This is a genomic window from Stutzerimonas stutzeri (assembly GCF_000219605.1).
Lineage (GTDB): Bacteria > Pseudomonadota > Gammaproteobacteria > Pseudomonadales > Pseudomonadaceae > Stutzerimonas > Stutzerimonas stutzeri.
The window spans coordinates 3,443,551-3,465,381 of the sequence record NC_015740.1 but is presented as its reverse complement, the minus strand read 5'-3'; the positions used below and the strand labels follow the sequence as shown (position 1 = coordinate 3,465,381).

The following is a 21,831-nucleotide window of genomic DNA, read 5'->3' as shown; positions in this document are numbered from 1 at the left end:
AGTGGATGCCGGCCCGAACCACAACAAAAACAATCGAGAGTGGTGACTACATGAGCTTTTTCCGCAAGCGCGCAAGCGCCATCCTGGCTGCTTCCCTGATCGCCACGGCCGCCCAGGCCGAGATCAGCAACGACGAAATCCGTATCGGCTATCTGGCCGACATGTCCGGTACCTACCGCGACCTCTCCGGCCCCGGCGGCCTGGAGGCGCTGAAGATGGCGGTGGAGGATTTCGGCGGCACGGTCGACGGCAAGAAGATCGTCGTCTTCCATGCCGATGACCTGAACAAGCCGGACGTCGGCGCCAACACCGTGCGCCAGTGGATCGACGAGCGCAACGTCGACATGGTGACCGGCATGGTCGCCAGCTCCGTGGTGCTGGCGGCGAGCAAGGTGGTGGAGCAGGGCGGCAAGCTGGCGCTGATCTCCGGCGCGGCGGCCTCCAGCATCACCAACGAGTTCTGCTCGCCAAACCATATCCACTGGACCTACGACACCTACGCGCTGGCCAACGGCACGGCGAAGGCGGTGCTCGCCGATGGCGGCAAGAGCTGGTACATCCTCACTGCCGACTATGCCTTCGGCCACGCCATGGAAGCCGACATCACCAAGGTGGTGGAAGGTGATGGCGGCAGCATCGTCGGCAAGGTTCGCCATCCGTTCCCCAGCAGCGATTTCTCCTCCTACATGCTGCAGGCCCAGGGCTCCGGCGCAGAGGTGATCGCCCTGGCCAACGCCGGCGCCGATACCGTCAACTCGCTGAAGACCGCCAGCGAGTTCGGCGTCACCCAGTCCGGGCAGAAGCTCGCCGGCATGGTGGTGTTCCTCAACGACATCCACGCCATGGGCCTGGAAGTGACCCAGGGCCTGATGCTCACCACCGGCTGGTACTGGGACATGAACGAGGAGACCCGCGCCTGGGCCCAGCGCTACTACGAGCGCACCAAGCGCATGCCGACCATGGTGCATGCCGGCATCTACTCGGCGACCACCCACTACCTGAACGCGGTGAAGGCCGCCGGCACCGACGAAACCGTGGCGGTGCGTGCACAGATGGCCAAGACCCCGGTCAACGACATGTTCGCCAAGGGTGGGCAGATTCGCGAGGACGGCCGCATGGTGCACGACATGTACCTGGTGCAGGTCAAGACACCGGCCGAGTCCAAGGGCGAATGGGACCTGTACAAGATCGTCAGCACCATCCCCGGCGACCAGGCCTACCGGCCGTTGGCCGAAAGCCAGTGCACCAAGCTGGTCGCCAAGGACTGACCGGCTGATCCGCGCCATCACCCGGCCGGCGGCGGCCGGGTGCCACGGACTTCCTTTGGGTGGTGAACCATGACTCTCGTATTCGGCGTTCCTCTGAGCGTGCTGCTCGGGCAGCTGCTGCTCGGCCTCATCAACGGGGCGTTCTACGCGCTGCTGAGCCTGGGCCTGGCGATCATCTTCGGGCTGCTGCGCATCATCAACTTCGCCCACGGCGCGCAGTACATGCTGGGCGCCTTCGTCGCCTTCCTCGGGCTGAACTACCTGGGCGTGAGCTACTGGGTCGCACTGGTGCTGTCGCCGCTGCTGGTGGGCTGCCTCGGCATGGCCATCGAGCGCGGGCTGCTGCGGCGCATCGCCAATGAGGACCATCTCTACGGGCTGCTGCTGACCTTCGGTCTGGCGCTGATCGTCGAGGGCAGCTTCGTCAAGCTGTTCGGGGTGTCCGGCTCGTCCTACCCGATGCCGGAACTGCTGCGCGGCGGCTTCAACCTCGGCTTCATGTTCCTGCCGACCTACCGCGCCTGGGTGATCGTCGCCGCGCTGGTGGTGTGCCTGGCGACCTGGTACGTCATCGAACGCACCCGCCTGGGCTCGTATCTGCGTGCCGGCACGGAGAACCCCAAGCTGATGCAGGGCTTCGGCATCAACGTACCGCTGCTGGTGACCCTGACCTACGGCTATGGCGTGGCCCTGGCGGCCTTCGCCGGCGTGCTGGCGGCGCCGATCTACGCGGTGACGCCGGGCATGGGCTCGAATCTGCTGATCGTGGTGTTCGCCGTGGTGGTGATCGGCGGCATGGGCTCGATCCTCGGCGCCATCGTCACCGGTGTGGCCATGGGCCTGATCGAAGGGCTGACCAAGGTCTTCTATCCGGAAGCGGCCAATACCGTGGTGTTTCTGGTCATGGTGGCGGTGTTGTTGATTCGTCCTGCGGGACTCTTCGGGAAGGAGGCATGAGCATGACGAATACGGCCAATACCCAGGCGGCCTCGGTGCTGCAGGCAAGTGTGGTGCGTGAGCGCCGGCATGCGGCGGCGCGGCGGCAGAAGATCTTCTATGCGGTGCTGCTGGTGATCGCGCTGCTGGCGCCGCTGGCGGTGTACCCGGTGTTCCTGATGAAGCTGCTGTGCTTCGCGCTGTTCGCCTGCGCCTTCAACCTGCTGCTGGGCTACGCGGGCCTGCTGTCCTTCGGCCATGCGGCGTTCTTCGCCACCGGCGGCTACATCACAGGCTACATGCTGAGCAGCTACAGCGGGCTCAGTACCGAACTGGGTATTCTCGCCGGCACCCTGGCCTCGACGGTGCTCGGTGCGCTGTTCGGCATGCTGGCGATCCGCAGGCAGGGCATCTATTTCGCGATGATCACCCTGGCGCTGGCGCAGTTGGTGTTCTTCGTCTTCGTCCAGGCGCCGTTCACCGGCGGCGAGAACGGCCTGCAGGGTGTGCCGCGCGGGCACCTGTTCGGCCTTGTCGACATGAAGAACAACTTGGCGATGTACTACTTCGTGCTGGCGGTGTTCGTCCTCGGCTTCGCCATCATCCAGCGCACCATCCACTCCCCGTACGGTCAGGTGCTCAAGGCCATCCGCGAGAACGAACCGCGCGCCGTGTCGCTGGGCTACAACGTCGATCGGCACAAGCTGCTGGCCTTCGTCATCTCGGCGGCGCTGGCGGGGCTGGCCGGCTCGACCAAGACCGTGGTGTTCCAGCTGGCCTCGCTGACCGACGCGCACTGGCACATGTCGGGCGAGGTGATCCTGATGACCCTGCTCGGCGGGGTCGGCACCATCCTCGGCCCGCTGGTGGGCGCCACGGTGGTGGTGACGCTGCAGAGCTACCTGTCCAATGGACCGCTGGGCGAATGGGTGCACGTGATTCTCGGCGTGATCTTCGTGCTCTGCGTGCTGCTGTTCCGCTCCGGCATCGTCGGCTGGCTGGAGCGGCTGGTGAAGCGCAACTTCAAGTAGCGAGATACGCACGCGGCAGCGGCGCGCCGCCTGGCGATGCAGCTGCCGCGAACCCTGCGCGTGGATGCCTGCCTAATCTTCCAGGCCTCACCGGGAGACACGACCATGCTTGCCAGCGAACACTTGACCCATCCCCATCGCGCCTGGCCCTGGCGCGCCGACGAATCGCCGCTCAACGATCTGGACGATGCCGAAAGCGACACCGAGCTGGATGCCCCGGAGGAGCTGCCGGAAGAAGTCCTCGAACAGCTGGAGAAAGTCGCGCCGCCACCAGAGCCAGTTCCCGACCCGGGGCCGCTGTAACCGGCTCAGGCGGAAACGAAAAGGCCCCGACGAGTCGGGGCCTTCAGGCGAGCGTCGAGCGTGCTCAGACGTTAAAGCGGAAGTGCATCACGTCGCCGTCCTTGACGATGTATTCCTTGCCTTCCAGGCGCCACTTGCCGGCTTCCTTGGCGCCGGCTTCGCCCTTGTACTGGATGAAGTCGTCGTAGGCGATGACTTCGGCGCGGATGAAGCCCTTCTCGAAGTCGGTATGGATCACGGCGGCGGCCTGCGGCGCCGTGGCGCCGACCTTGACGGTCCAGGCGCGAACTTCCTTCACCCCGGCGGTGAAGTAGGTCTGCAGATTGAGTAGTTCGTAGCCGGCGCGGATCACGCGGTTCAGGCCCGGCTCGTCCATGCCCATGGTCTCGAGGAACATCTGCATCTCTTCCAGATCGTCCAGCTCGGCGATCTCGGCCTCGATCTTGTTGCAGACCGGCACGACGATGGCGCCTTCTTCCTCGGCGATGGCGTTGACCACGTCCAGGTGCGGATTGTTCTCGAAGCCGTCCTCGGCGACGTTGGCGATGTACATCACCGGCTTGGTGGTCAGCAGGTGGAAGGTACGGGCCAGGCGCTTTTCCTCGTCGCTGAAGTGCTTCAGCAGGGAGCGGGCCGGCTTGCCTTCGGTGAGGTGCGGGATCAGCTTCTCCAGCAGCGCCTTCTGCGCCACCGCTTCCTTGTCACCGCCCTTGGCGGTTCGGGCGACGCGCTGCAGCTGCTTCTCGCAGCTGTCGAGGTCGGCCATGATCAGCTCGAGGTCGATGATCTCGATGTCGCGCTTGGGATCGACGCTGTTGGCGACGTGGATGACGTTCTCGTCTTCGAAGCAGCGCACCACATGTGCAATCGCATCCGTCTCGCGGATATTGGCGAGGAACTTGTTGCCCAGGCCTTCACCCTTGGACGCGCCGGCGACCAGGCCGGCGATGTCGACGAACTCCATGGTGGTCGGGATCACCCGCTCCGGCTTGACGATGGCCGCCAGCGCGTCGAGACGCGGATCGGGCATCGGCACGATGCCGCTGTTCGGCTCGATGGTGCAGAAGGGGAAGTTCTCCGCCGCGATGCCGGACTTGGTCAGGGCGTTGAACAGGGTGGACTTGCCGACGTTGGGCAGACCGACGATGCCGCAGTTGAATCCCATGGTGATCTTGCCTCGGAGTTAGGTTCAGGCCTTCTGGCTGTGCAGGCGCTGCATCGCGCGGGTCCAGTCGCCGGCCAGGATTTCCGGCACGACATCCAGTGCGAAGTCGATGCTGGCGTCGAGCTTCTCGCGCTCGGCCTGCGGCGCCCGCCCCAGCACGTAGCCACTGACCAGGCTGGCGTGGCCCGGATGGCCGATACCCAGGCGCAGGCGATGAAAGCCGTTCTGGTTGCCGAGCTTGGCGATGATGTCGCGCAGCCCGTTGTGCCCGCCATGACCGCCGCCCTGCTTGAGCTTGGCGACGCCGGGGGGCATGTCGAGTTCATCGTGGGCGACCAGGATGGACTCGGGAGGAATTCGGAAAAAGCCGGCCAGTGCCGCCACCGCCTGACCGCTGCGGTTCATGTAGGTGGTGGGGATGAGCAGGCGGATGTCTTCACCCTGATGGCTGAACTTGCCGACCAGGCCGAAGTACTTGCGATCGCTGCTGAGCGAGACGCCCTCGCGGGCTGCCAAACGCTCAACGAAAAGGGCCCCCGCGTTATGCCGGGTCTGGTCGTATTCAGGGCCTGGATTTCCCAGGCCGACGATCAGTTTTACGGCAGTCACGACGGGGGCCCCTTCTTCGGCTAGACGAGTGGATTACTCGGCAGCGCCTTCTTCTTTCGGAGCGTCTTCCTTGCTCACGCGCGGGGCGTGAACGTTGGCAACCGGCAGGTCGCTGCCGTGGGCCAGGGAAACCAGCTCAACGCCTTTCGGCAGCTTGATGTCGGTCATGTGCAGAACCTGGCCGACTTCGACGTTGGCCATGTCGACTTCGATGAATTCCGGCAGGTCTTGCGGCAGGCAGGAAACTTCGACTTCGTTCAGGTTGTGCAGGATCTCGCCGCCTTGCTGCTTCACGCCAACCGAGGTTTCCTGGTTGATGAAGTGCAGGGGAACGGTAGCGGTCAGCTTGTGGCCGGCAACGACGCGAACGAAGTCGGCGTGCAGAACGAAGCTCTTGGCCGGATGACGCTGCAGCGCCTTGATCAGAACGGATTCGTTCTGGCCGTCGACGTTCAGGCTCAGCACGTGGCTGAAGGAGGCTTCGTTTTCCAGCAGCTTGGCCAGATCTTTGGCCAGGATGCTGATGGACTGCGGGGCCTTGTCGCCACCATAGATGACGGCCGGAACCAGGGCAGCGTTACGACGCAGGCGGCGGCTCGCACCTTTCCCCAGGTCGGAACGCACTTGGGCATTCAGGGTGAAATCGGTCATTTCGTTTCTCCAGTAACAACATTACCCGTCGCGCTTGCGACCAGCGCTCGGGCTGTTGGGCAAAAAGCCCCGCGCGAGGCGGGGCACATTACGTTCAGTTCGATTTCCGCAGCTTACGCTTAGCGGAACATCGCGCTGATCGATTCGGCATTGCTGATGCGGCGTACCGCTTCAGCCACCACTGGCGCGATGTCCAGTTGGCGAATTCGGGTGCAGGACTGTGCGGCGGCCGACAGCGGGATGGTGTTGGTCACCACCAGCTCGTCGAGCACGGAGCCTTCGATGTTCTCGATGGCGCGGCCGGACAGGATCGGGTGCGTGCAGTAGGCGTAGACCTTGGCAGCGCCATGGTCCTTCAGCGCCTTGGCTGCATGGCACAGGGTGCCGGCGGTGTCGACCATGTCGTCGACGAGGATGCAGGTACGGCCTTCGATGTCACCGATGATGTGCATCACTTCGGACTGGTTGGCCTTCGGGCGACGCTTGTCGATGATCGCCAGGTCGACGCCGAGGGACTTGGCCACGGCACGGGCGCGGACCACACCACCGATGTCGGGGGAGACGATCATCAGGTTCTCGAAGCGCTGTGCCTGGATGTCGTCGACCAGGACCGGCGAGCCGTAGATGTTGTCTACCGGCATGTCGAAGAAGCCCTGGATCTGGTCGGCGTGCAGGTCGACGGTCAGGACGCGGTTGACGCCGACGACGTCGAGCATGTCGGCCACGACCTTGGCGCTGATCGGCACACGGGCCGAACGCGGACGGCGATCCTGACGGGCATAGCCGAAGTAGGGGATCACGGCGGTGATGCGCGAAGCCGAGGAGCGGCGGAAGGCATCGGCCAGCACCACCAGTTCCATCAGGTTGTCGTTGGTCGGCGCGCAGGTCGGCTGAATCAGAAAGACGTCCTTGCCGCGAACGTTCTCGTTGATCTCGACACTGATTTCACCGTCGGAAAACTTTCCGACGTAGGCATCACCGAGGGGGATATGCAGCTGACGTACGACACGCCGGGCCAGATCGGGGTTGGCGTTCCCCGTGAAGACCATCATCTTGGACACGCGCAGTACCTGCCTGAGGGTGGGTCCGATGAATAAAAAGCTGTTCAAAAGGCGAGCTCTTGAACAGCTTCAAGTGTATGGCAGGGGCGGCTGGATTCGAACCAACGCATGCCAGGATCAAAACCTGGTGCCTTACCGCTTGGCGACGCCCCTGTAGGGTCAACTTCTAGTGCGCTGATCGTACGAACCTTGGAAGGTTATGGCAGGGGCGGCTGGATTCGAACCAACGCATGCCAGGATCAAAACCTGGTGCCTTACCGCTTGGCGACGCCCCTGTATCGTACAACCCTTGTGCTACGCACTCGCTTCCTGTGCCATCCGTTCCAGGCTTCGGTGCAACATCGAGACGTTGCGGCCGCGGGCCACGAAACTCGGCAAAGTGGCTGGAAGTTGGCGGCGGACTTTATCAGCCTCGCCCTCGTTTGGGAAGCTCCCAAACACACAAGCTCCAGTGCCGGTCATCCTTGCCTGAACGAATTTGTTCAACAAGCTCAAAGCGTTACGAACTTCGGGATAACGCTTCTCGACCACCGGCTGACAGTCGTTATGACCGCCCCCTGCAAGAAGGCTGCGAACTGTAATGGCCGGGGTATTACGTGTCAACTCCGGGTCGGCAAATATTTCCGCTGTACTAACAGAGACTTGCGGCGCTATGACGAGGAACCAGGGCTCGGGGAGATCGACTGGTTGCAGGCGCTCTCCGACCCCTTCGGCGAAGGCCGCGCGACCGCGAACGAACACCGGTACATCGGCCCCGAGGTTCAGGCCCAGTTCGGCCAGGTGATCTTCGCCAAGTCTGGTATTCCACAGATGGTCGAGGCCGACCAGGGTGGTGGCGGCATCCGAGCTGCCGCCGCCGATTCCGCCGCCCATGGGCAGGCGCTTGGTCAGCTGGATGTCGGCGCCCAGCGCACAGCCGCTTTCGCGCTGCAGCAGGCGTGCGGCACGGACGATCAGGTTGCTGTCGTGGTCGACGCCTGGCAATTCGGTGAGCAGGCGGATCTGCCCGTCCTCTCGCGGACGCAAGACCAGTTCGTCACCGTAATCGAGGAACTGGAACAGGGTCTGCAGCTCGTGATAGCCATCGGCACGACGCCCTGTGATGTGCAGCATCAGATTGAGCTTGGCCGGCGCCGGCAGGGTCAGCATCTGCATTCAGCGGCCCAGCTGGCGCGGTTGCCAGTCTTTGACCACCAGGGTGATCTGCAGGTCATGACCTTCCAGACGGATGCGCTCGGGCAGGGTGAAGCCGTTGTGCTCGGCGTAGGCCAGGTAGTTCACCTGCCAGCCGTCCTGCTCCAGGCGCGCCAGGCGGCTGTCGCTGTCTAGGCTCAGGCGGCTGCGGCTGTCCGGTGCGGGCAGGCCGCGAACCCACCACAGCAGGTGCGATACCGGTAATTGCCAGCCGAGCTGAGCCTCTACCAGCGCTTCCGGCGAATCCGCTTCGAAGCGGCCTTGGCCGGCCACTTCCAGTGAAACGGCGTCCGGTCGGCCGGTCAGTCGGGTGGCGCCGCGGCCAAGCGGGCCGGACAGGCGAATATCGAAATACTCCTGGCGCTGCAGCCAGAACAGCGTGCCGCTGCCCGATTCCTGCGGCGCTCGGATGCCGATCTTGCCGCTGATCTGCCAGCCGTCGAGGGTCTCGACCTGGCTGCGGTGCTCCTTCCAGGCCGCCGCGTTGCCGGGGCCTTCGACCGATTCGCGCGGGCCCATGCCGGCACAGCCGGCGAGCAGCAGGGCCAGGCAGGGGGCGACGAGTTTTTTCAGCAGGGTCATGGCTCAGGGCTTCTCCGATCCGGTCAGCCGCTTGAGCGTTTCGCGCAGGATCTGGCTGTCGGGTTGTAGTTTGAGTGCCTTCGACCAGACCGCGCGGGCCTCGCTGCGTTCACCCTTGGTCCAGAGTACCTCGCCCAGGTGCGCCGCCACTTCGTGGTCGGGGAAGCGCTGCAGGGCCTTGCGCAGCAGGGCCTCGGCTTCGCTGAGGTTGCCCAGACGGAAATTGACCCAGCCGAGGCTGTCGAGAATTGCCGGGTCATCGGGGTTGAGCTGGTAGGCCTGTTCGATCAGCTGCAGTGCTTCCTGATGGCGATCGGTGCGGTCGGCGAGGGTGTAGCCGAGGGCATTGAGCGCCATGGCATTGTCCGGCTCACGCTCGATGATGAAGCGCAGGTCACGTTCCAGTTGGCCCAGGTCGCCGCGCTTCTCGGCAAGCATGGCGCGGGTATACAGCAGGTTGAGGTCGTCGGGAAATTCGTCGAGCGCCTGCTCGACCAGGCTCCAGGCCTGCTCGGTGCGGTCGTGCTCGGAGAGGGCTTCGATCTCGATGAGATACAGCTGGATGGCATAGTCGGGTTGCTGCTGACGGGCGTCGGCCAGCACCGCGGAGGCTTCCTCGTCGCGGTTGGCGGAATACAGCAGTTGGCTCTGCAGCAGCTTCGCCGGGAGGAACTCGTTGCCTGGGCCAACCTGCGCCAGTGCGGACAGTGCCTTGGCATTCCGCCCCATGGCCTGATAGGCGCGGCCAAGGTTGAAGTGGGCAGCATCGACATGGCTGCCGCGCTCGACCAGCTCCTCGAGGTAGACGGTGGCTTCGCGCCAGGCTTCGGCCTCCATGCAGACCAGGGCCATGGAGAAGCGCAGGTCATCGTCGGCGGGGTACTGCTGAACCAGGGTGGCGAACTCGCCCATGGCGTCTTCCAGGCGTTCCTGTTCGACCAGCAGGCGCGCATAGGTCAGGCGCAGGCGCTTGTCCTCGGGATGCTGCCGCAGGCTTTTCTCCAGCAGTGTGAGGGCCTCGTCGCTGCGTTGCAGGCTATGCAGCAGGCGCGCCTCGAGCAGGATGGAGGGGATCTGCCGCTGCTTGGCCGGCTGCTTCTGCAGCAGGGCGAGCGCTTCCTCGCTGCGATCGTCCTGTTGCAGAAGTACGGCCTTGCCAAAGGACAGCTGCGGATTGTCCGGGTGCCTGGCCAGCAGCTTGTCGAAGCTCTGCAGCAGGCCGGCGCGGGTGTCCGGATCGGTTTCCGAAGCCGACAGCGCGAGGAAGTCGAAGTGCGTGTCGCCCTGGCCCTGCAGGACCTTTTCCATGAACTCCATGGATTCCTCGTAGCGCCCGGCGCGCGCCAACTGCACGGCGGCGGCGCGCTGGGCGTCGAGGTTCTCCGGTGCATTGCGTGCCCAGATCAGCGACGTGTCCAGCGCAGCCTGGTCGGCGCCGAGGTATTCGGCGATGCGAAAGCCGCGCTCGGCGACACCGGCATCCTGCGTCGCATGTGCCTGCTGCACATAGTTGCCCAGGGCGATATCGAAGCGGTTGCGCTGGCCGGCGAGTTCCGCGACCAGCAGTGCATAGAGGGACTGACGGGTGAACGAGCCGTACTCGGTGACCTCGCTGGCGGCAGCCTCCGGCGCAGCGTCCTCGACCGGCGGGCCGCTTTCCGGCGCTTGCTGGGTGAAGGTCTGGCAGCCGCCGAGAATCAGCAGGGCGGCAAGTGCGGCGAGTCTATTCATAGAGGGAAATGTACGGCTGGTGTGCGGTCGCGGCATGATGACACAAGCCGCAGGGCAAGCCCATGGCCCCATGGGGCGCGCAGGCCGGTTTGGCCGGCATTCGGCCGTACCAATCGAATCCGACAATCGAGGGCAATGGTTGTTCTCCATCTGGCGAAGTAGGAGAATTGCGCGCTCCGTTATCGAATCAGCGATTCTGCATGGCTTTCCTCGCGCTTGGCATCAATCACAAGACCGCTTCGGTGGACGTCCGCGAGCGCGTAGCCTTCACGCCGGATCAGATGGTCGAGGCCTTGCGCCAGCTGTGTCGCGTCACGCCAACTCGCGAGGCCGCGATCCTTTCGACCTGCAATCGCAGCGAGCTCTATCTGCAGCAGGATCAGCTGGAAGCCGACGCGGTATTGGCCTGGCTGGCCAACTATCACCGCCTCAGCCTCGACGAACTTAAGGCTTGTGCCTATGTACACGTCGACGACCAGGCCGTGCGTCACATGATGCGCGTCGCCTCCGGGCTCGACTCGCTGGTGCTGGGCGAGCCGCAGATTCTCGGGCAGATGAAGTCTGCCTACGCGGTCGCCCGCGAGGCCGGCAGTATCGGCCCGCTGCTCGGGCGACTGTTCCAGGCCACCTTCAGCACGGCCAAGACCGTGCGGACCGACACGGCCATCGGCGAGAACCCGGTGTCCGTGGCCTTCGCCGCGGTCAGCCTGGCACGGCAAATCTTCAGCAACCTGCAGCGCAGCCAGGCGCTGCTGATCGGCGCCGGCGAAACCATCACCCTGGTGGCGCGTCACCTGCACGAGCAGGGCGTGAAGAAGATCGTCGTCGCCAACCGTACCCTCGAGCGCGCCAGCGCCCTGGCGGCGGAGCTGGGAGCGCAGGCGATCCTGCTCGCCGACATCCCGGAAGAGCTGCACAACAGCGACATCGTCATCAGCTCCACCGCCAGCCAGCTGCCGATCCTCGGCAAGGGTGCGGTGGAGCAGGCGCTGAAGCGGCGCAAGCACAAGCCGATGTTCATGGTCGATATTGCCGTGCCGCGGGACATCGAGCCACAGGTCGGCGAGCTGGATGATGTCTATCTCTACACCGTCGACGACCTGCACGAGGTGGTCGCGGAAAACCTCAAGAGCCGTCAGGGTGCTGCCCAGGCCGCCGAGGAGCTGGTCGCCGCCGGTACCGAGGATTTCATGCAGCGCCTGCGCGAGCTGGCCGCAGTGGATGTGCTCAAGGCCTATCGGCAGCATGCCGAGCGGATTCGCGACGATGAGCTGAGCAAGGCCCAGCGTCTGCTGGCCAATGGCGCCAGCGCCGAGGACGTCCTCGCTCAGCTCGCCCGGGGGCTGACCAACAAGCTGCTGCATGCCCCCAGCGTGCAGCTGAAAAAACTCTCCGCCGAGGGCCGCGTCGAGGCGCTGAGCATGGCCCAGGAACTCTTCGCCCTGCACGAGGGCACGGAAAAGACATGAAAGCTTCGCTGCTGAACAAGCTGGACATCCTGCAGGACCGTTTCGAAGAGCTCACCGCGCTGCTCGGCGATGCCGAGGTCATCAGTGACCAGAACCGCTTCCGCGCCTATTCGCGCGAATACGCCGACGTCGAGCCGGTGATCGTCGCCTATCGCCAGCTGTGCAAGGTCCAGCAGGACCTCGAAGGCGCCCAGGCGCTGCTCAAGGACAGCGATCCCGACATGCGCGAGATGGCCGAGGAGGAAGTGGCCGAGGCCAAGGCGCAGCTCGAAACCCTGGAAGCCAATCTGCAGCGCATGTTGCTGCCCAAGGACCCGAACGACGGGCGCAACGTGTTCCTGGAAATCCGCGCCGGTACCGGCGGCGACGAGGCGGCGATCTTCGCCGGCGACCTGTTCCGCATGTATTCGCGCTACGCCGAGAAACAGGGCTGGCGCGTGGAGATCCTTTCCGAGAGCGAGGGCGAGCACGGCGGTTACAAGGAAGTGATTTCCCGCGTCGAGGGCGACAACGTCTACGCCAAGCTCAAGTTCGAGTCCGGCGCGCATCGTGTGCAGCGCGTGCCGGAAACTGAGTCGCAAGGGCGTATCCATACCTCGGCGTGCACCGTGGCGGTCCTGCCGGAGCCGGACGAGCAGGCGGCCGTGGAAATCAATCCGGCCGACCTGCGCATCGACACCTACCGCTCCTCGGGCGCCGGCGGCCAGCACGTCAACAAGACCGATTCGGCGATTCGCATCACCCACCTGCCGACCGGGATCGTCGTCGAGTGTCAGGAAGAGCGTTCCCAGCACAAGAACCGCGCCAAGGCCTTGGCCTGGCTGGCGGCAAAGTTGCAGGACCGCCAGGATGCCGCGGCGCACAAGGAAATATCCGAGACGCGCAAGCTGCTGGTCGGGTCCGGTGATCGTTCCGAGCGCATCCGTACCTACAATTTCCCTCAGGGCCGCGTCACCGACCATCGGGTCAACCTGACACTGTATTCGCTCAACGAAGTGATCGGCGGCGCCGTGGAGCAGGTCATCGAGCCGCTGCTGCAGGAATACCAGGCCGACCAGCTGGCCGCGCTGGGCGACTGATCCTTGCCGCCTTGCGGCGTTTCCACGAGCATCCCATGCCTACCATCGAGTCCCTGCTGCACAGTGCCGATCTGCCGGATTCGCCGAGCGCCAGGCTGGATGCCGAGTGGTTGCTCGCTGCCGCCCTTGGCAAGTCCACCAGCTACCTGCGCACCTGGCCCGAGCGTGAGGTGCCGGGCGACCTTGCCGAGCGCTTCGCGGCTGATCTGGCCCGCCGTCGGCGCGGCGAGCCGGTTGCCTATATCCTCGGCCGCCAGGGCTTCTGGAGCCTGGAGCTGGAGGTCGCGCCGGATACCCTGATTCCTCGTCCGGACACCGAGCTGCTGGTGGAAACCGCTCTGCAGCTGCTTCCGGCAACGCCGGCCCGGGTACTCGACCTGGGCACCGGAACCGGTGCGATCGCGCTGGCGCTGGCGGCTGAACGGCCGCAGTGGCAGGTCAGCGGTGTCGACCGCATCGAGGCCGCGGTCGCGCTCGCCGAACGCAATCGCCTGCGCCTCGGACTGGGCAACGCCCACTTCGCACGCAGCGACTGGTTCGCCGAGGTGACTGGGGAGCGCTTCCAGTTGATCGTCAGCAACCCGCCGTACATCCCTGCCAGCGATCCGCATCTGCAACAGGGCGACGTGCGCTTCGAGCCGCAGAGTGCGCTGGTGGCCGGGGTGGACGGGCTGGACGACATCCGTACGATCATCGCCCAGGCTCCCGCCCATCTGACCGCGGGCGGCTGGCTGCTGCTGGAGCACGGCTTCGATCAGGCGCCGGCGGTGCGTTCACTGATGGCGGCGCACGGCTTCGAGGCGTGCGAAAGCCGCCGCGACCTGAGCGGCCACGAGCGCGTCAGTCTCGGGCGGCAGCCATGACCTTTCTGTTACGCGAGGTGCTCGATGCTGAGTGACGAAGAACTGCTGCGTTACAGCCGGCAGATCCTGCTCAAGCAGGTCGATATCGAGGGGCAGCTGCGCCTCAAGCAGAGCCGGGCGCTGATCGTCGGCCTCGGCGGGCTCGGCTCGCCGGTGGCGCTGTATCTCGCGGCTGCAGGGGTTGGCGAACTGCATCTGGCCGACTTCGACACGCTGGACCTGACCAACCTGCAGCGCCAGATTGCGCATGACAGCCGCTCCCTGGGGCTGCACAAGGTGGATTCGGCCATGGCCCGGCTGGAAGCATTGAACCCGCATGTGCGCCTGATTCCTTATCGCAGCGGGCTGGATGCCGACTCGCTGGATGCAGTGGTCGCCCAGGTCGATCTGGTGCTCGACTGCACGGACAATTTCGCCATCCGCGAGGCGGTCAATGCAGCCTGCGTGAAGGCCCGAAAGCCCCTGGTCAGCGGTGCGGCGATTCGTCTCGAGGGACAGCTCTCCGTGTTCGATCCGCGGCTGGAAACCAGTCCCTGCTATCACTGCCTATACGGGCATGGCAGCGAGGCCGAGCTGACCTGCAGCGAGGCGGGCGTGGTCGGTCCGCTGGTGGGCATGGTCGGCAGCCTGCAGGCGCTGGAGGCGCTCAAGTTGCTGGCCGGATTCGGCGAGCCGTTGATCGGCCGTCTGCTGTTGATCGATGCGCTGTCCAGTCGTTTTCGCGAGTTGCGCGTCAAGCGCGATCCGCATTGCGCGGTGTGTGGCTCGACCGATGAGTGATTGCAACGCCCCCGTCGGCGTATTCGATTCCGGCGTCGGCGGGCTTTCGGTGCTGCGTGAGATTCGCCGGCGCCTTCCGCACGAATCGCTGCTGTATCTGGCCGACAGCGCTCATGTGCCCTATGGCGAGAAGAGTCCGGAGTACATCCGCGAGCGCTGCCGCATCATCGCGGCATTTTTCGTCGAGCAGGGCGCGAAGGCGCTGGTGCTGGCCTGCAACACCGCGACGGCGGCGGGTGTGACCGAGCTGCGCGAGCTGTACCCGGATTTGCCCATCATCGGCATGGAGCCGGCGGTAAAGCCCGCCGCCGCGGCCACCCGCAGTGGCGTGGTAGGCGTGCTGGCCACCACCGGTACGCTGAAAAGCGCCAGGTTCGCTGCGTTGCTAGATCGCTTCGCCGGCGACGTGCGCGTTATCACTCAGCCCTGCCCGGGGCTTGTCGAGCGTATCGAGGCAGGCGATCTCGCCAGCGACGAGACACGGGCCATGCTCGAAGGGTGGGTCGGGCCATTGCTGGCGCAGGGCTGCGATACCCTGATCCTGGGCTGCACCCATTACCCGTTCATTCGACCACTGTTGGCGCAGTTGCTGCCCGGCGACGTCCGTCTGATTGATACCGGGGCGGCCGTCGCGCGACACTTGCACGAACTGCTGGCCGAACGCCATCTGCTGAGCAGCGGCGAGGCCAGTCAGCGGTTTTATTGCAGCGGCGATCCGCAGCGAATGTCCGGCGTGTTGCCTACACTTTGGGGAGAACATGCAGAGGTCGAGTTGTTCTCCCGGTAGGAACTCCCGCCGCGGCGGAGTTTCTCAATTGATGCTGGCGATAATTAACCAAACAAACGCAGTGTTTTTATAAGGAAGTTCCCATGAAAAAACTGTTTACCCTGGCTGCAGTAGCGGCACTCTCGGTCGGGCAGATGGCGGCTGCTCACGCTGTGGACTTCACCGTTGCGGTCGGCCAGACCGACGAGTCGACCATGACCTATCGCCTGGGTGCGCAATTCGACTTCAACAGGAGCTGGTTCCAGACCAGCGTCGGGCGACTGACCGGGTATTGGGATGCGGGTTACACCTACTGGGAGGGCGACGAGTCCACCAGCAATCACAGCATTTCGCTGGCTCCGGTCTTCGTCTACGAGTTCGCCGGTCAGTCGGTCAAGCCTTATGTCGAGGCCGGCATCGGCGTGGCGGCATTCGAGAACACCGAGGTGGAGGGCAACCGTCTGGGGTCGTCGTTCCAGTTCGAAGACCGCATCGGTGCGGGTCTGCGCTTCGCCGGCGGCCATGAAGTCGGCGTGCGCGCGATCCACTATTCCAACGCGGGCATCAAGAAGCCGAACGACGGCATCGAGAGCTACGCCCTGCATTACCGGGTGGCGTTCTAAGCGATAACGCACCCTCCTGCAGGGCTTTCGCCGGCCCTGCAGTGCGCCTGCTCACGCAGTCTCAGCCATACGCCGTGGCGCTGCCCTTGCGCTCTTCGCGGCAATCCTGCGAACCCAATTCGAACTCCCGGCAGATCAGCGGCCGCTGCGCGTAGATGGTGCAGCGCATGCTGTCCCGGTCGAGCGCCGCGCACCAGCCGTCATCCAGCCTACGCATCACTTCGCCGCCCCAGCTGTCTCTGTCGATGAATCGCGGCGGTACGCCGGTATCGCCGAACAGCATGACTTCGAGACGGCAGCAGCACGCCGCGCAGGTGGAGCAGCTGACGATGGGGTCTTCGAGTTGTCGGTGGGCAATGGTCGCGTCGGTCATGGCGGCAGTCTAGCCGATGTGGGCGACTCAGGCGGGGCGAAGGACGGCCCCAGCGGACGCTGGGGCCGTTTGTTTCAGGCTTCTTCGTTCAGCTGCTTGTTGCGCCACCCCTCGCCACCGGGCAGCACCAGGTTGAGCAGTAGCGCGATGATCGCGCACAGCGAGATGCCGGACAGGGTGAACTCGCCGTAGCCGATCGCCATGCCGCCGATGCCGAACACCAGCGTCACCGAGACGATGATCAGGTTGCGTGCTTCGGATAGGTCGACCTGATGTCGGATCAGCGTGCTCAGGCCGACCACCGCGATCGAGCCGAACAGCAGGCAGAGAATGCCGCCCATGACCGGTACCGGAATGCTCAGCAAGCCGGCGCCGAACTTGCCGATGAAGGCCAGCGCGATGGCGAATATCGCCGCCCAGGTCATGATCTTCGGATTGTAGTTCTTGGTCAGCATCACCGCGCCCGTCACTTCGGCGTAGGTCGTGTTCGGCGGCCCACCGAACAGGCCGGCCGCGGACGTCGCCACGCCGTCACCGAGCAGCGTGCGATGCAGGCCCGGCTTCTTCACATAGTTGTTGCCGGTCACGCTGCCGATGGCGACCACGCCGCCGATGTGCTCGATCGCCGGAGCCAGGGCTACGGGGACCATGAACAGAATGGCGCCGATGTTGAACTCCGGCGTGATGAAGTTGGGCATCGCCAGCCAGGGCGCCGCGGCGATGCCGCTGGTGTCGACCACGCCGAAGGCAAAGGACAGGCCGTAGCCCACAGCGACGCCAGCGAGAATCGGCACCAGACGGAACAGACCCTTGCCCAATACCGCTACCAGCAGCGTGGTGATCAGCGCCGGCATGGAGATGAACATCGCCGTGTGGTACGGGATGAGTTGAGCACTGCCGTCGCCGGCCTTGCCCATGGCCATGTTCACAGCCACTGGCGACAGCGCCAGGCCGATGGAAATGATCACCGGAGCGATGACCACCGGTGGCAGCAAGCGGTCGATGAAGCCCGGCCCTTTCAGGCGCACGGCGAAGCCGAGCACCATGTACACGAGCCCGGCCGCCACCACGCCACCCATTACGGCCGGCAGCCCGAACTCACCCTTGGCGGCGATGATCGGGGCGATGAAGGCGAAGCTCGATGCAAGGAACACCGGTACCTGGCGCTTGGTGATCAGCTGGAACAGGAGCGTGCCGAGACCTGCGGTGAACAGAGCTACGTTGGGGTCCATGCCGGTGATCAGTGGCATCAGCACCAGCGCGCCGAAGGCGACGAACAGCATTTGCGCGCCGGCCAGTACCTGCCGGCCTACCGGCTCCTCGGGATGCGACATGCTCAGATGTCCTTCTGCTTGGTGCCGAAAATCTTGTCACCGGCATCGCCCAGACCCGGGACGATGTAGCCATGCTCGTCCAGGCGCTGATCGATGGATGCGGTGAAGATCAGCACATCAGGATGCGCCTTCTCCACGGCGGCGATGCCTTCCGGTGCGGCGACCAGGACCAGCGCGCGAATCTCCTTGCAGCCCGCTTTTTTCAGCATGTCGATGGTCGCAACCATTGAGCCGCCGGTGGCAAGCATTGGATCGATGATGATCGCCAGGCGCTGTTCGATTTCCGGGACCAACTTTTCCAGATAGGTCTGCGCCTGCAGCGTTTCTTCGTTGCGGGCAATGCCGACCGCGCTGACCTTGGCGCCGGGAATCAGGCTGAGGACGCCATCGAGCATGCCGATGCCGGCACGCAGAATCGGTACTACGGTAATCTTCTTGCCGGAGATCTTTTCCACCTGAACGGGGCCGCACCAGCCATCGATGCTGTAGTGTTCCAGCGGCAGGTCCGAGGTCGCTTCATAAGTGAGGATCGATCCCACTTCCTGCGCCAGTTCACGGAAGTTCTTGGTGCTGATGTCTGCACGGCGCATCAGACCGAGCTTGTGGCGGATCAGCGGGTGGCGGATCTCTCGAATGGGCATTGTGGGCTCCGGCGGGCAAATAAACCGGCTTAGATTAAAGCATCGCCGGGTCAGCGGCTATTCGTGCGTCATCCGGCCGGCGGACTTGCTGCGCGCGGCGAGGGTGGGTATCTTCCCCGCCCTTTCGCGAACGGCCAAAACCGGGCTGTTCGGTCAGGTTTTTCGCTGTCCGGGTTCGCCTGGCATTACGGCGATTCAACCGCACGAGCTGCCAGCCCCGGCTGGTGCTCCCAACTAAATTCTCTGGGGAATCGCTTCATGTCCGTCGATCTCGCACATATCCGCCAAGTCATGGCCGAGGCAGACTGCCTGTACACCGAGGAACAAGTCGAAGCGGCTATCGCCAAGGTTGCCGAAACCATCAACGCTGAACTGGCCGAGCGCAACCCGGTGGTGTTCTGCGTCATGAACGGCGGGCTGATCTTCTCCGGCAAGCTGGTGCCGAAGCTGAACTTCCCTCTCGAGCTGTCCTACCTGCATGCGACCCGTTACCGCAACGAGACCAGCGGTGGTGAGCTGTTCTGGAAGGCCAAGCCCGAGATTTCCTTCATCGATCGCGACGTGCTGATCATCGATGACATCCTGGATGAGGGGCACACGCTGGGCGCAATCATCGATTTCTGCCGTCATGCCGGGGCTGCCGCCGTGCATACCGCGGTACTGATCGACAAGGACCACCAGCGCAAGGCGCGCCCGGATCTGAAGGCGGACTACGTTGGCCTCAGCTGTATCGACCGCTACATCTTTGGTTACGGCATGGACTACAAGGGCTACTGGCGCAACGCCGCCGGAATCTATGCGGTAAAAGGCCTGTAAACGTCCCTTAGCGCGACGTCTTGCCTTGTACGAGGGCGCGCCCGCAATGGGTGCGCCTGATATCGCGGCTGTGTTACAAGCTCGCCGCGCTGGCGTAGTGCCTGCTTTCTGTTTCGTTTCCCCCCACCAGTGCACCAAAGGTAACGCTGATCCGCGCTATTCAGCGGTACTCGTCGGTCCTCGCGCCTCGCTCTAAGCACGCGGATACACGCGCCCGGGTAGTGGCATGCGCGTGGTTTGGAGCGAGGTATCGCTCCCATGAATTGAACTTTAGGATAACTGGCCGGCATTTCTTCAAGCTGAGCGCGGCAAAGGCTCTGCGACGGGGTTTGCGGCCTGTGCATTCGCGGCTAAGCTCTCAACGTCCCTTGTACGCATGGCCTGAGGTAATCGCGCTGAAAGCCACTGCTGGGAAGGCTAATAACACTAAAGGATTACAAGCTAAATCAAACCTTAGTGCGCTTAACCCCCCTTCGGCGTCTGGGTAGGGTTGACGCACTTCGAACCAACCAGGAGCGCCTCATGACAAAAACAACAAGGCAAGGAATCTTCCAGCCGAAGTCTCTAGCTCTCGCCGTTGCGCTGGGCACTGCTGCACCTGCTTATGCCGTCAGTTTCAACATCGGGGAAATAGAAGGTCAGTTCGATTCGTCCATGTCTGTAGGGGCCAGTTGGGCGATGGACAAGCCCGACATGGACTTGGTCGGCGAAGCCAACGGCGGCACTGGCTACACTCAGACCGGAGACGATGGTCGGCTGAACTTCAAGCGTGGCGAGACCTTTTCCAAGATTTTCAAAGGTGTGCATGACCTTGAATTGCGCTACCGCGACAGTGGTGCCTTCGTTCGTGGTAAATACTGGTACGACTTTGAACTGAAGGACGAAAGCCGCCTGCATAAGGAGATCAGCGACAGCGGTCGCAAGGAAGCCGCGCAATCCTCCGGTGCCGAGATCCTCGACGCCTTCCTCTACCACAACTACTCCATCAGCGATCTGCCGGGTACGGTGCGGGTCGGTCGCCAAGTGGTGAGCTGGGGTGAGAGCACCTTCATCGGTAACTCGATCAACTCCATCAACCCCCTCGATGCCGCCGCTTTCCGTCGTCCTGGTGCGGAAATCAAGGAAGGCCTGATTCCGGTCAATATGCTGTACGTCTCCCAAAGCCTCACGGACCGGCTGAGCATGGAGACTTTCTATCAGCTGGAATGGGATCAGACCATTGTTGATAACTGTGGCACCTTCTTCTCCTCGGCTGATGTGGCGGCCAATGGCTGTAACGACAACTACCATATTCTCAACAGCGAGTTGATCGGTTTGCTGGGTGGAGTAGACGCCCTGAATGCAGCGTCCGCGGTGCTGCCTGTGGAGCTGGCTCCTGTCAGTACATCTGACGTGGGTCTGAGCTATAGCCAGGAGGGCATGCTGGTTCGTCGCGGCAAGAACAACACGGCTCGCGACGATGGCCAGTGGGGGCTGGCACTGCGCTGGCAGGGTGACAATACCGAATACGGCGCCTACTTCATGAACTACCACAGCCGTACGCCCTTCCTCAGCATGCAGAATGCGGATGCGGCAGCGCTGGCGGGTATTCCGGGGGCCATGCAGAGCATCTATAACGCTTTGGGTGCGAGCATGGCCGGTGGGGCGGCTAACTGGTTGGGGACGGGCAACTATTGGGGAATGGGAGGCAATGGTAATCCGGGGGCGGCGGGCTACAACGCCGCATTGGGTGCCCAAGCCCAAGCTCTCGCAGCTGCAGCAGTGGCGGTCGGCAACGGTCGTTACTTCATGGACTATCCTGAGGATATTCGTCTCTACGGCCTGAGCTTCTCCACCGTACTACCCACCGGCACTGCCTGGCAGGGCGAGCTCAGCTATCGTCCGAACGCTCCGGTGCAGATCAACACCCAGCAGATGACCCTGGCTCTGGCCAACGTGGTGACGGGCGGGTCGGCGCCAGGCGCCATTCAACAAGGGTATGACCGCAAGGAAATCACCCAGATTCAGACCACGTTCACTCACTTTTTCGATCAGGTTCTGGGGGCTTCGCGCCTAACGCTGGTAGGCGAGGTTGGTTTTGCTCATGTCGGCGGCCTTGAAGGCAAGAACAAGAACCGTTATGGGCGCGATCCGATTTACGGCATCACTGGAAGTGCCGTGGACCCGGATGAAACCTCTCTGGCGCGTTATGGTGATCATGGTTTCACCACTGCCAATTCTTGGGGTTATCGTGCGCGCGGCATACTGGAATACCCCAATGCCATTGCTGGCATCAACTTCAAGCCCAACCTGTCGTTCTCTCACGACGTCGATGGCTATGGCCCGAACGGTCTGTTCAACGAAGGCTCCAAGGCGGTCAGCATTGGTCTGGATGCCGAGTACCAGAACATGTACACCGCCAGCCTGTCCTACACCGACTTCTTCGGCGGCGACTACAACACGCTGGTTGATCGCGACTTCCTCGCGTTCAGCGTGGGCGTGAACTTCTAAGGAGACCCGCGCTGTGTCCGGCCGATGAGGAAGGTCGGCCGGACTACGACGATAAGCAAGGCCTCC

The 21,831-nt window shown here is 63.7% G+C and carries 22 protein-coding genes and 2 tRNA genes; 12 read left to right on the top strand and 12 right to left on the bottom strand.

Annotated elements, in window-relative coordinates:
- Positions 1-50: 50 nt before the first annotated feature.
- The 4 genes from PSTAB_RS16090 to PSTAB_RS16075 all read left to right on the top strand — a co-directional run bounded on the left by PSTAB_RS16090 (position 51) and on the right by PSTAB_RS16075 (position 3,538).
- Positions 51-1,268, top strand: coding sequence for an ABC transporter substrate-binding protein (locus PSTAB_RS16090; RefSeq protein ID WP_041771818.1), 1,218 nt, complete (start codon positions 51-53; stop codon positions 1,266-1,268).
- A 69-nt stretch (positions 1,269-1,337) separates the two neighbouring features.
- A complete protein-coding gene (locus tag PSTAB_RS16085; protein ID WP_013983778.1) occupies positions 1,338-2,225 on the top strand; it encodes a branched-chain amino acid ABC transporter permease in 888 nt (295 codons plus the stop codon).
- Between the two features lie 2 nt (positions 2,226-2,227).
- Positions 2,228-3,235 (top strand): branched-chain amino acid ABC transporter permease, encoded by a 1,008-nt coding sequence (locus tag PSTAB_RS16080; protein ID WP_013983777.1) that lies wholly within the window; start codon positions 2,228-2,230, stop codon positions 3,233-3,235.
- A gap of 105 nt (positions 3,236-3,340) precedes the next feature.
- The gene (locus PSTAB_RS16075; RefSeq protein WP_013983776.1) at positions 3,341-3,538 is read left to right on the top strand and encodes a hypothetical protein; all 198 of its coding nucleotides are present in this window, start codon (positions 3,341-3,343) and stop codon (positions 3,536-3,538) included.
- Between the two features lie 64 nt (positions 3,539-3,602).
- Here the strand turns inward: PSTAB_RS16075 and ychF are convergent, their stop codons facing one another.
- The 9 genes from ychF to PSTAB_RS16030 all read right to left on the bottom strand — a co-directional run bounded on the left by ychF (position 3,603) and on the right by PSTAB_RS16030 (position 10,531).
- Positions 3,603-4,703 (bottom strand): redox-regulated ATPase YchF, encoded by a 1,101-nt coding sequence (gene ychF, locus PSTAB_RS16070; RefSeq protein WP_013983775.1) that lies wholly within the window; start codon positions 4,701-4,703, stop codon positions 3,603-3,605.
- 24 nt (positions 4,704-4,727) lie between these two features.
- Positions 4,728-5,312, bottom strand: a complete 585-nt coding sequence (gene pth, locus PSTAB_RS16065) for an aminoacyl-tRNA hydrolase (protein WP_041771816.1) — start codon at positions 5,310-5,312, stop codon at positions 4,728-4,730.
- A 33-nt stretch (positions 5,313-5,345) separates the two neighbouring features.
- Positions 5,346-5,963 (bottom strand): 50S ribosomal protein L25/general stress protein Ctc, encoded by a 618-nt coding sequence (locus PSTAB_RS16060; RefSeq protein ID WP_013983773.1) that lies wholly within the window; start codon positions 5,961-5,963, stop codon positions 5,346-5,348.
- 119 nt (positions 5,964-6,082) lie between these two features.
- Entirely contained in the window at positions 6,083-7,024 is a 942-nt protein-coding gene (locus tag PSTAB_RS16055) for a ribose-phosphate pyrophosphokinase (protein WP_003294564.1), read from the bottom strand.
- A 78-nt stretch (positions 7,025-7,102) separates the two neighbouring features.
- Positions 7,103-7,177: transfer RNA gene (locus PSTAB_RS16050), tRNA-Gln, on the bottom strand.
- Between the two features lie 47 nt (positions 7,178-7,224).
- Positions 7,225-7,299 (bottom strand) — tRNA-Gln (locus PSTAB_RS16045).
- Between the two features lie 19 nt (positions 7,300-7,318).
- Positions 7,319-8,179, bottom strand: a complete 861-nt coding sequence (ispE, locus tag PSTAB_RS16040) for a 4-(cytidine 5'-diphospho)-2-C-methyl-D-erythritol kinase (protein ID WP_013983772.1) — start codon at positions 8,177-8,179, stop codon at positions 7,319-7,321.
- Positions 8,180-8,800, bottom strand: coding sequence for a lipoprotein insertase outer membrane protein LolB (gene lolB / locus PSTAB_RS16035; RefSeq protein ID WP_013983771.1), 621 nt, complete (start codon positions 8,798-8,800; stop codon positions 8,180-8,182). It lies immediately after the preceding gene.
- 3 nt (positions 8,801-8,803) lie between these two features.
- Positions 8,804-10,531 (bottom strand): tetratricopeptide repeat protein, encoded by a 1,728-nt coding sequence (locus PSTAB_RS16030; RefSeq protein ID WP_013983770.1) that lies wholly within the window; start codon positions 10,529-10,531, stop codon positions 8,804-8,806.
- Between the two features lie 200 nt (positions 10,532-10,731).
- On the opposite strand from PSTAB_RS16030, the gene hemA reads away from it, so the two are divergent.
- The 6 genes from hemA (at position 10,732) to PSTAB_RS16000 (ending at position 16,111) form a co-directional block, all read left to right on the top strand.
- Positions 10,732-12,000 (top strand): glutamyl-tRNA reductase, encoded by a 1,269-nt coding sequence (gene hemA, locus PSTAB_RS16025; protein WP_013983768.1) that lies wholly within the window; start codon positions 10,732-10,734, stop codon positions 11,998-12,000.
- Positions 11,997-13,079, top strand: coding sequence for a peptide chain release factor 1 (prfA, locus tag PSTAB_RS16020; protein ID WP_013983767.1), 1,083 nt, complete (start codon positions 11,997-11,999; stop codon positions 13,077-13,079). Before hemA ends, prfA begins: the two co-directional genes overlap by 4 nt.
- Positions 13,080-13,114: 35 nt before the next feature.
- Positions 13,115-13,942: a peptide chain release factor N(5)-glutamine methyltransferase gene (gene prmC, locus PSTAB_RS16015; RefSeq protein ID WP_013983766.1), complete on the top strand. Its 828-nt coding sequence runs from the start codon at positions 13,115-13,117 to the stop codon at positions 13,940-13,942.
- Between the two features lie 24 nt (positions 13,943-13,966).
- Complete coding sequence (locus PSTAB_RS16010; RefSeq protein WP_013983765.1) at positions 13,967-14,722, top strand: molybdopterin-synthase adenylyltransferase MoeB; 756 nt, start codon at positions 13,967-13,969, stop codon at positions 14,720-14,722.
- Positions 14,715-15,509 carry a glutamate racemase gene (gene murI, locus PSTAB_RS16005; RefSeq protein WP_013983764.1) on the top strand — a complete coding sequence of 265 codons (795 nt, stop codon included), beginning with the start codon at positions 14,715-14,717 and terminating at the stop codon, positions 15,507-15,509. Before PSTAB_RS16010 ends, murI begins: the two co-directional genes overlap by 8 nt.
- Before the next feature lie 83 nt (positions 15,510-15,592).
- Positions 15,593-16,111 carry an acyloxyacyl hydrolase gene (locus PSTAB_RS16000; RefSeq protein WP_013983763.1) on the top strand — a complete coding sequence of 173 codons (519 nt, stop codon included), beginning with the start codon at positions 15,593-15,595 and terminating at the stop codon, positions 16,109-16,111.
- A 61-nt stretch (positions 16,112-16,172) separates the two neighbouring features.
- Here PSTAB_RS16000 and PSTAB_RS15995 read toward each other — a convergent pair whose 3' ends face one another.
- From PSTAB_RS15995 to upp, 3 genes are all read right to left on the bottom strand, one after another.
- Complete coding sequence (locus tag PSTAB_RS15995) at positions 16,173-16,484, bottom strand: YkgJ family cysteine cluster protein (protein ID WP_013983762.1); 312 nt, start codon at positions 16,482-16,484, stop codon at positions 16,173-16,175.
- Positions 16,485-16,558: 74 nt separating this feature from the next.
- Complete coding sequence (locus tag PSTAB_RS15990) at positions 16,559-17,818, bottom strand: uracil-xanthine permease family protein (protein ID WP_013983761.1); 1,260 nt, start codon at positions 17,816-17,818, stop codon at positions 16,559-16,561.
- A 2-nt stretch (positions 17,819-17,820) separates the two neighbouring features.
- Positions 17,821-18,459 carry a uracil phosphoribosyltransferase gene (gene upp / locus PSTAB_RS15985; RefSeq protein WP_013983760.1) on the bottom strand — a complete coding sequence of 213 codons (639 nt, stop codon included), beginning with the start codon at positions 18,457-18,459 and terminating at the stop codon, positions 17,821-17,823.
- 258 nt (positions 18,460-18,717) lie between these two features.
- Here upp and PSTAB_RS15980 point away from each other — a divergent pair, with 258 nt between their 5' ends.
- Together PSTAB_RS15980 and PSTAB_RS15975 are read left to right on the top strand one after the other, a co-directional pair.
- Positions 18,718-19,275 carry a hypoxanthine-guanine phosphoribosyltransferase gene (locus tag PSTAB_RS15980; protein ID WP_013983759.1) on the top strand — a complete coding sequence of 186 codons (558 nt, stop codon included), beginning with the start codon at positions 18,718-18,720 and terminating at the stop codon, positions 19,273-19,275.
- 522 nt (positions 19,276-19,797) lie between these two features.
- Positions 19,798-21,765 carry a DUF1302 domain-containing protein gene (locus PSTAB_RS15975; RefSeq protein WP_013983758.1) on the top strand — a complete coding sequence of 656 codons (1,968 nt, stop codon included), beginning with the start codon at positions 19,798-19,800 and terminating at the stop codon, positions 21,763-21,765.
- The last annotated feature ends 66 nt before the right edge of the window (positions 21,766-21,831 follow it).

What these genes read in the sequence shown, in the direction of transcription:
- PSTAB_RS16090 (WP_041771818.1), top strand. Translation starts at nt 51, where the DNA reads ATGAGCTTTTTCCGCAAGCGCGCAAGCGCCATCCTGGCTGCTTCCCTG.
- PSTAB_RS16085 (WP_013983778.1), top strand. Translation starts at nt 1,338, where the DNA reads ATGACTCTCGTATTCGGCGTTCCTCTGAGCGTGCTGCTCGGGCAGCTG.
- PSTAB_RS16080 (WP_013983777.1), top strand. Translation starts at nt 2,228, where the DNA reads ATGACGAATACGGCCAATACCCAGGCGGCCTCGGTGCTGCAGGCAAGT.
- PSTAB_RS16075 (WP_013983776.1), top strand. Translation starts at nt 3,341, where the DNA reads ATGCTTGCCAGCGAACACTTGACCCATCCCCATCGCGCCTGGCCCTGG.
- ychF (WP_013983775.1), bottom strand. Translation starts at nt 4,703, where the DNA reads ATGGGATTCAACTGCGGCATCGTCGGTCTGCCCAACGTCGGCAAGTCC.
- PSTAB_RS16060 (WP_013983773.1), bottom strand. Translation starts at nt 5,963, where the DNA reads ATGACCGATTTCACCCTGAATGCCCAAGTGCGTTCCGACCTGGGGAAA.
- ispE (WP_013983772.1), bottom strand. Translation starts at nt 8,179, where the DNA reads ATGCAGATGCTGACCCTGCCGGCGCCGGCCAAGCTCAATCTGATGCTG.
- lolB (WP_013983771.1), bottom strand. Translation starts at nt 8,800, where the DNA reads ATGACCCTGCTGAAAAAACTCGTCGCCCCCTGCCTGGCCCTGCTGCTC.
- PSTAB_RS16030 (WP_013983770.1), bottom strand. Translation starts at nt 10,531, where the DNA reads ATGAATAGACTCGCCGCACTTGCCGCCCTGCTGATTCTCGGCGGCTGC.
- hemA (WP_013983768.1), top strand. Translation starts at nt 10,732, where the DNA reads ATGGCTTTCCTCGCGCTTGGCATCAATCACAAGACCGCTTCGGTGGAC.
- prfA (WP_013983767.1), top strand. Translation starts at nt 11,997, where the DNA reads ATGAAAGCTTCGCTGCTGAACAAGCTGGACATCCTGCAGGACCGTTTC.
- prmC (WP_013983766.1), top strand. Translation starts at nt 13,115, where the DNA reads ATGCCTACCATCGAGTCCCTGCTGCACAGTGCCGATCTGCCGGATTCG.
- PSTAB_RS16010 (WP_013983765.1), top strand. Translation starts at nt 13,967, where the DNA reads ATGCTGAGTGACGAAGAACTGCTGCGTTACAGCCGGCAGATCCTGCTC.
- murI (WP_013983764.1), top strand. Translation starts at nt 14,715, where the DNA reads ATGAGTGATTGCAACGCCCCCGTCGGCGTATTCGATTCCGGCGTCGGC.
- PSTAB_RS16000 (WP_013983763.1), top strand. Translation starts at nt 15,593, where the DNA reads ATGAAAAAACTGTTTACCCTGGCTGCAGTAGCGGCACTCTCGGTCGGG.
- PSTAB_RS15995 (WP_013983762.1), bottom strand. Translation starts at nt 16,484, where the DNA reads ATGACCGACGCGACCATTGCCCACCGACAACTCGAAGACCCCATCGTC.
- PSTAB_RS15990 (WP_013983761.1), bottom strand. Translation starts at nt 17,818, where the DNA reads ATGTCGCATCCCGAGGAGCCGGTAGGCCGGCAGGTACTGGCCGGCGCG.
- upp (WP_013983760.1), bottom strand. Translation starts at nt 18,459, where the DNA reads ATGCCCATTCGAGAGATCCGCCACCCGCTGATCCGCCACAAGCTCGGT.
- PSTAB_RS15980 (WP_013983759.1), top strand. Translation starts at nt 18,718, where the DNA reads ATGTCCGTCGATCTCGCACATATCCGCCAAGTCATGGCCGAGGCAGAC.
- PSTAB_RS15975 (WP_013983758.1), top strand. Translation starts at nt 19,798, where the DNA reads ATGACAAAAACAACAAGGCAAGGAATCTTCCAGCCGAAGTCTCTAGCT.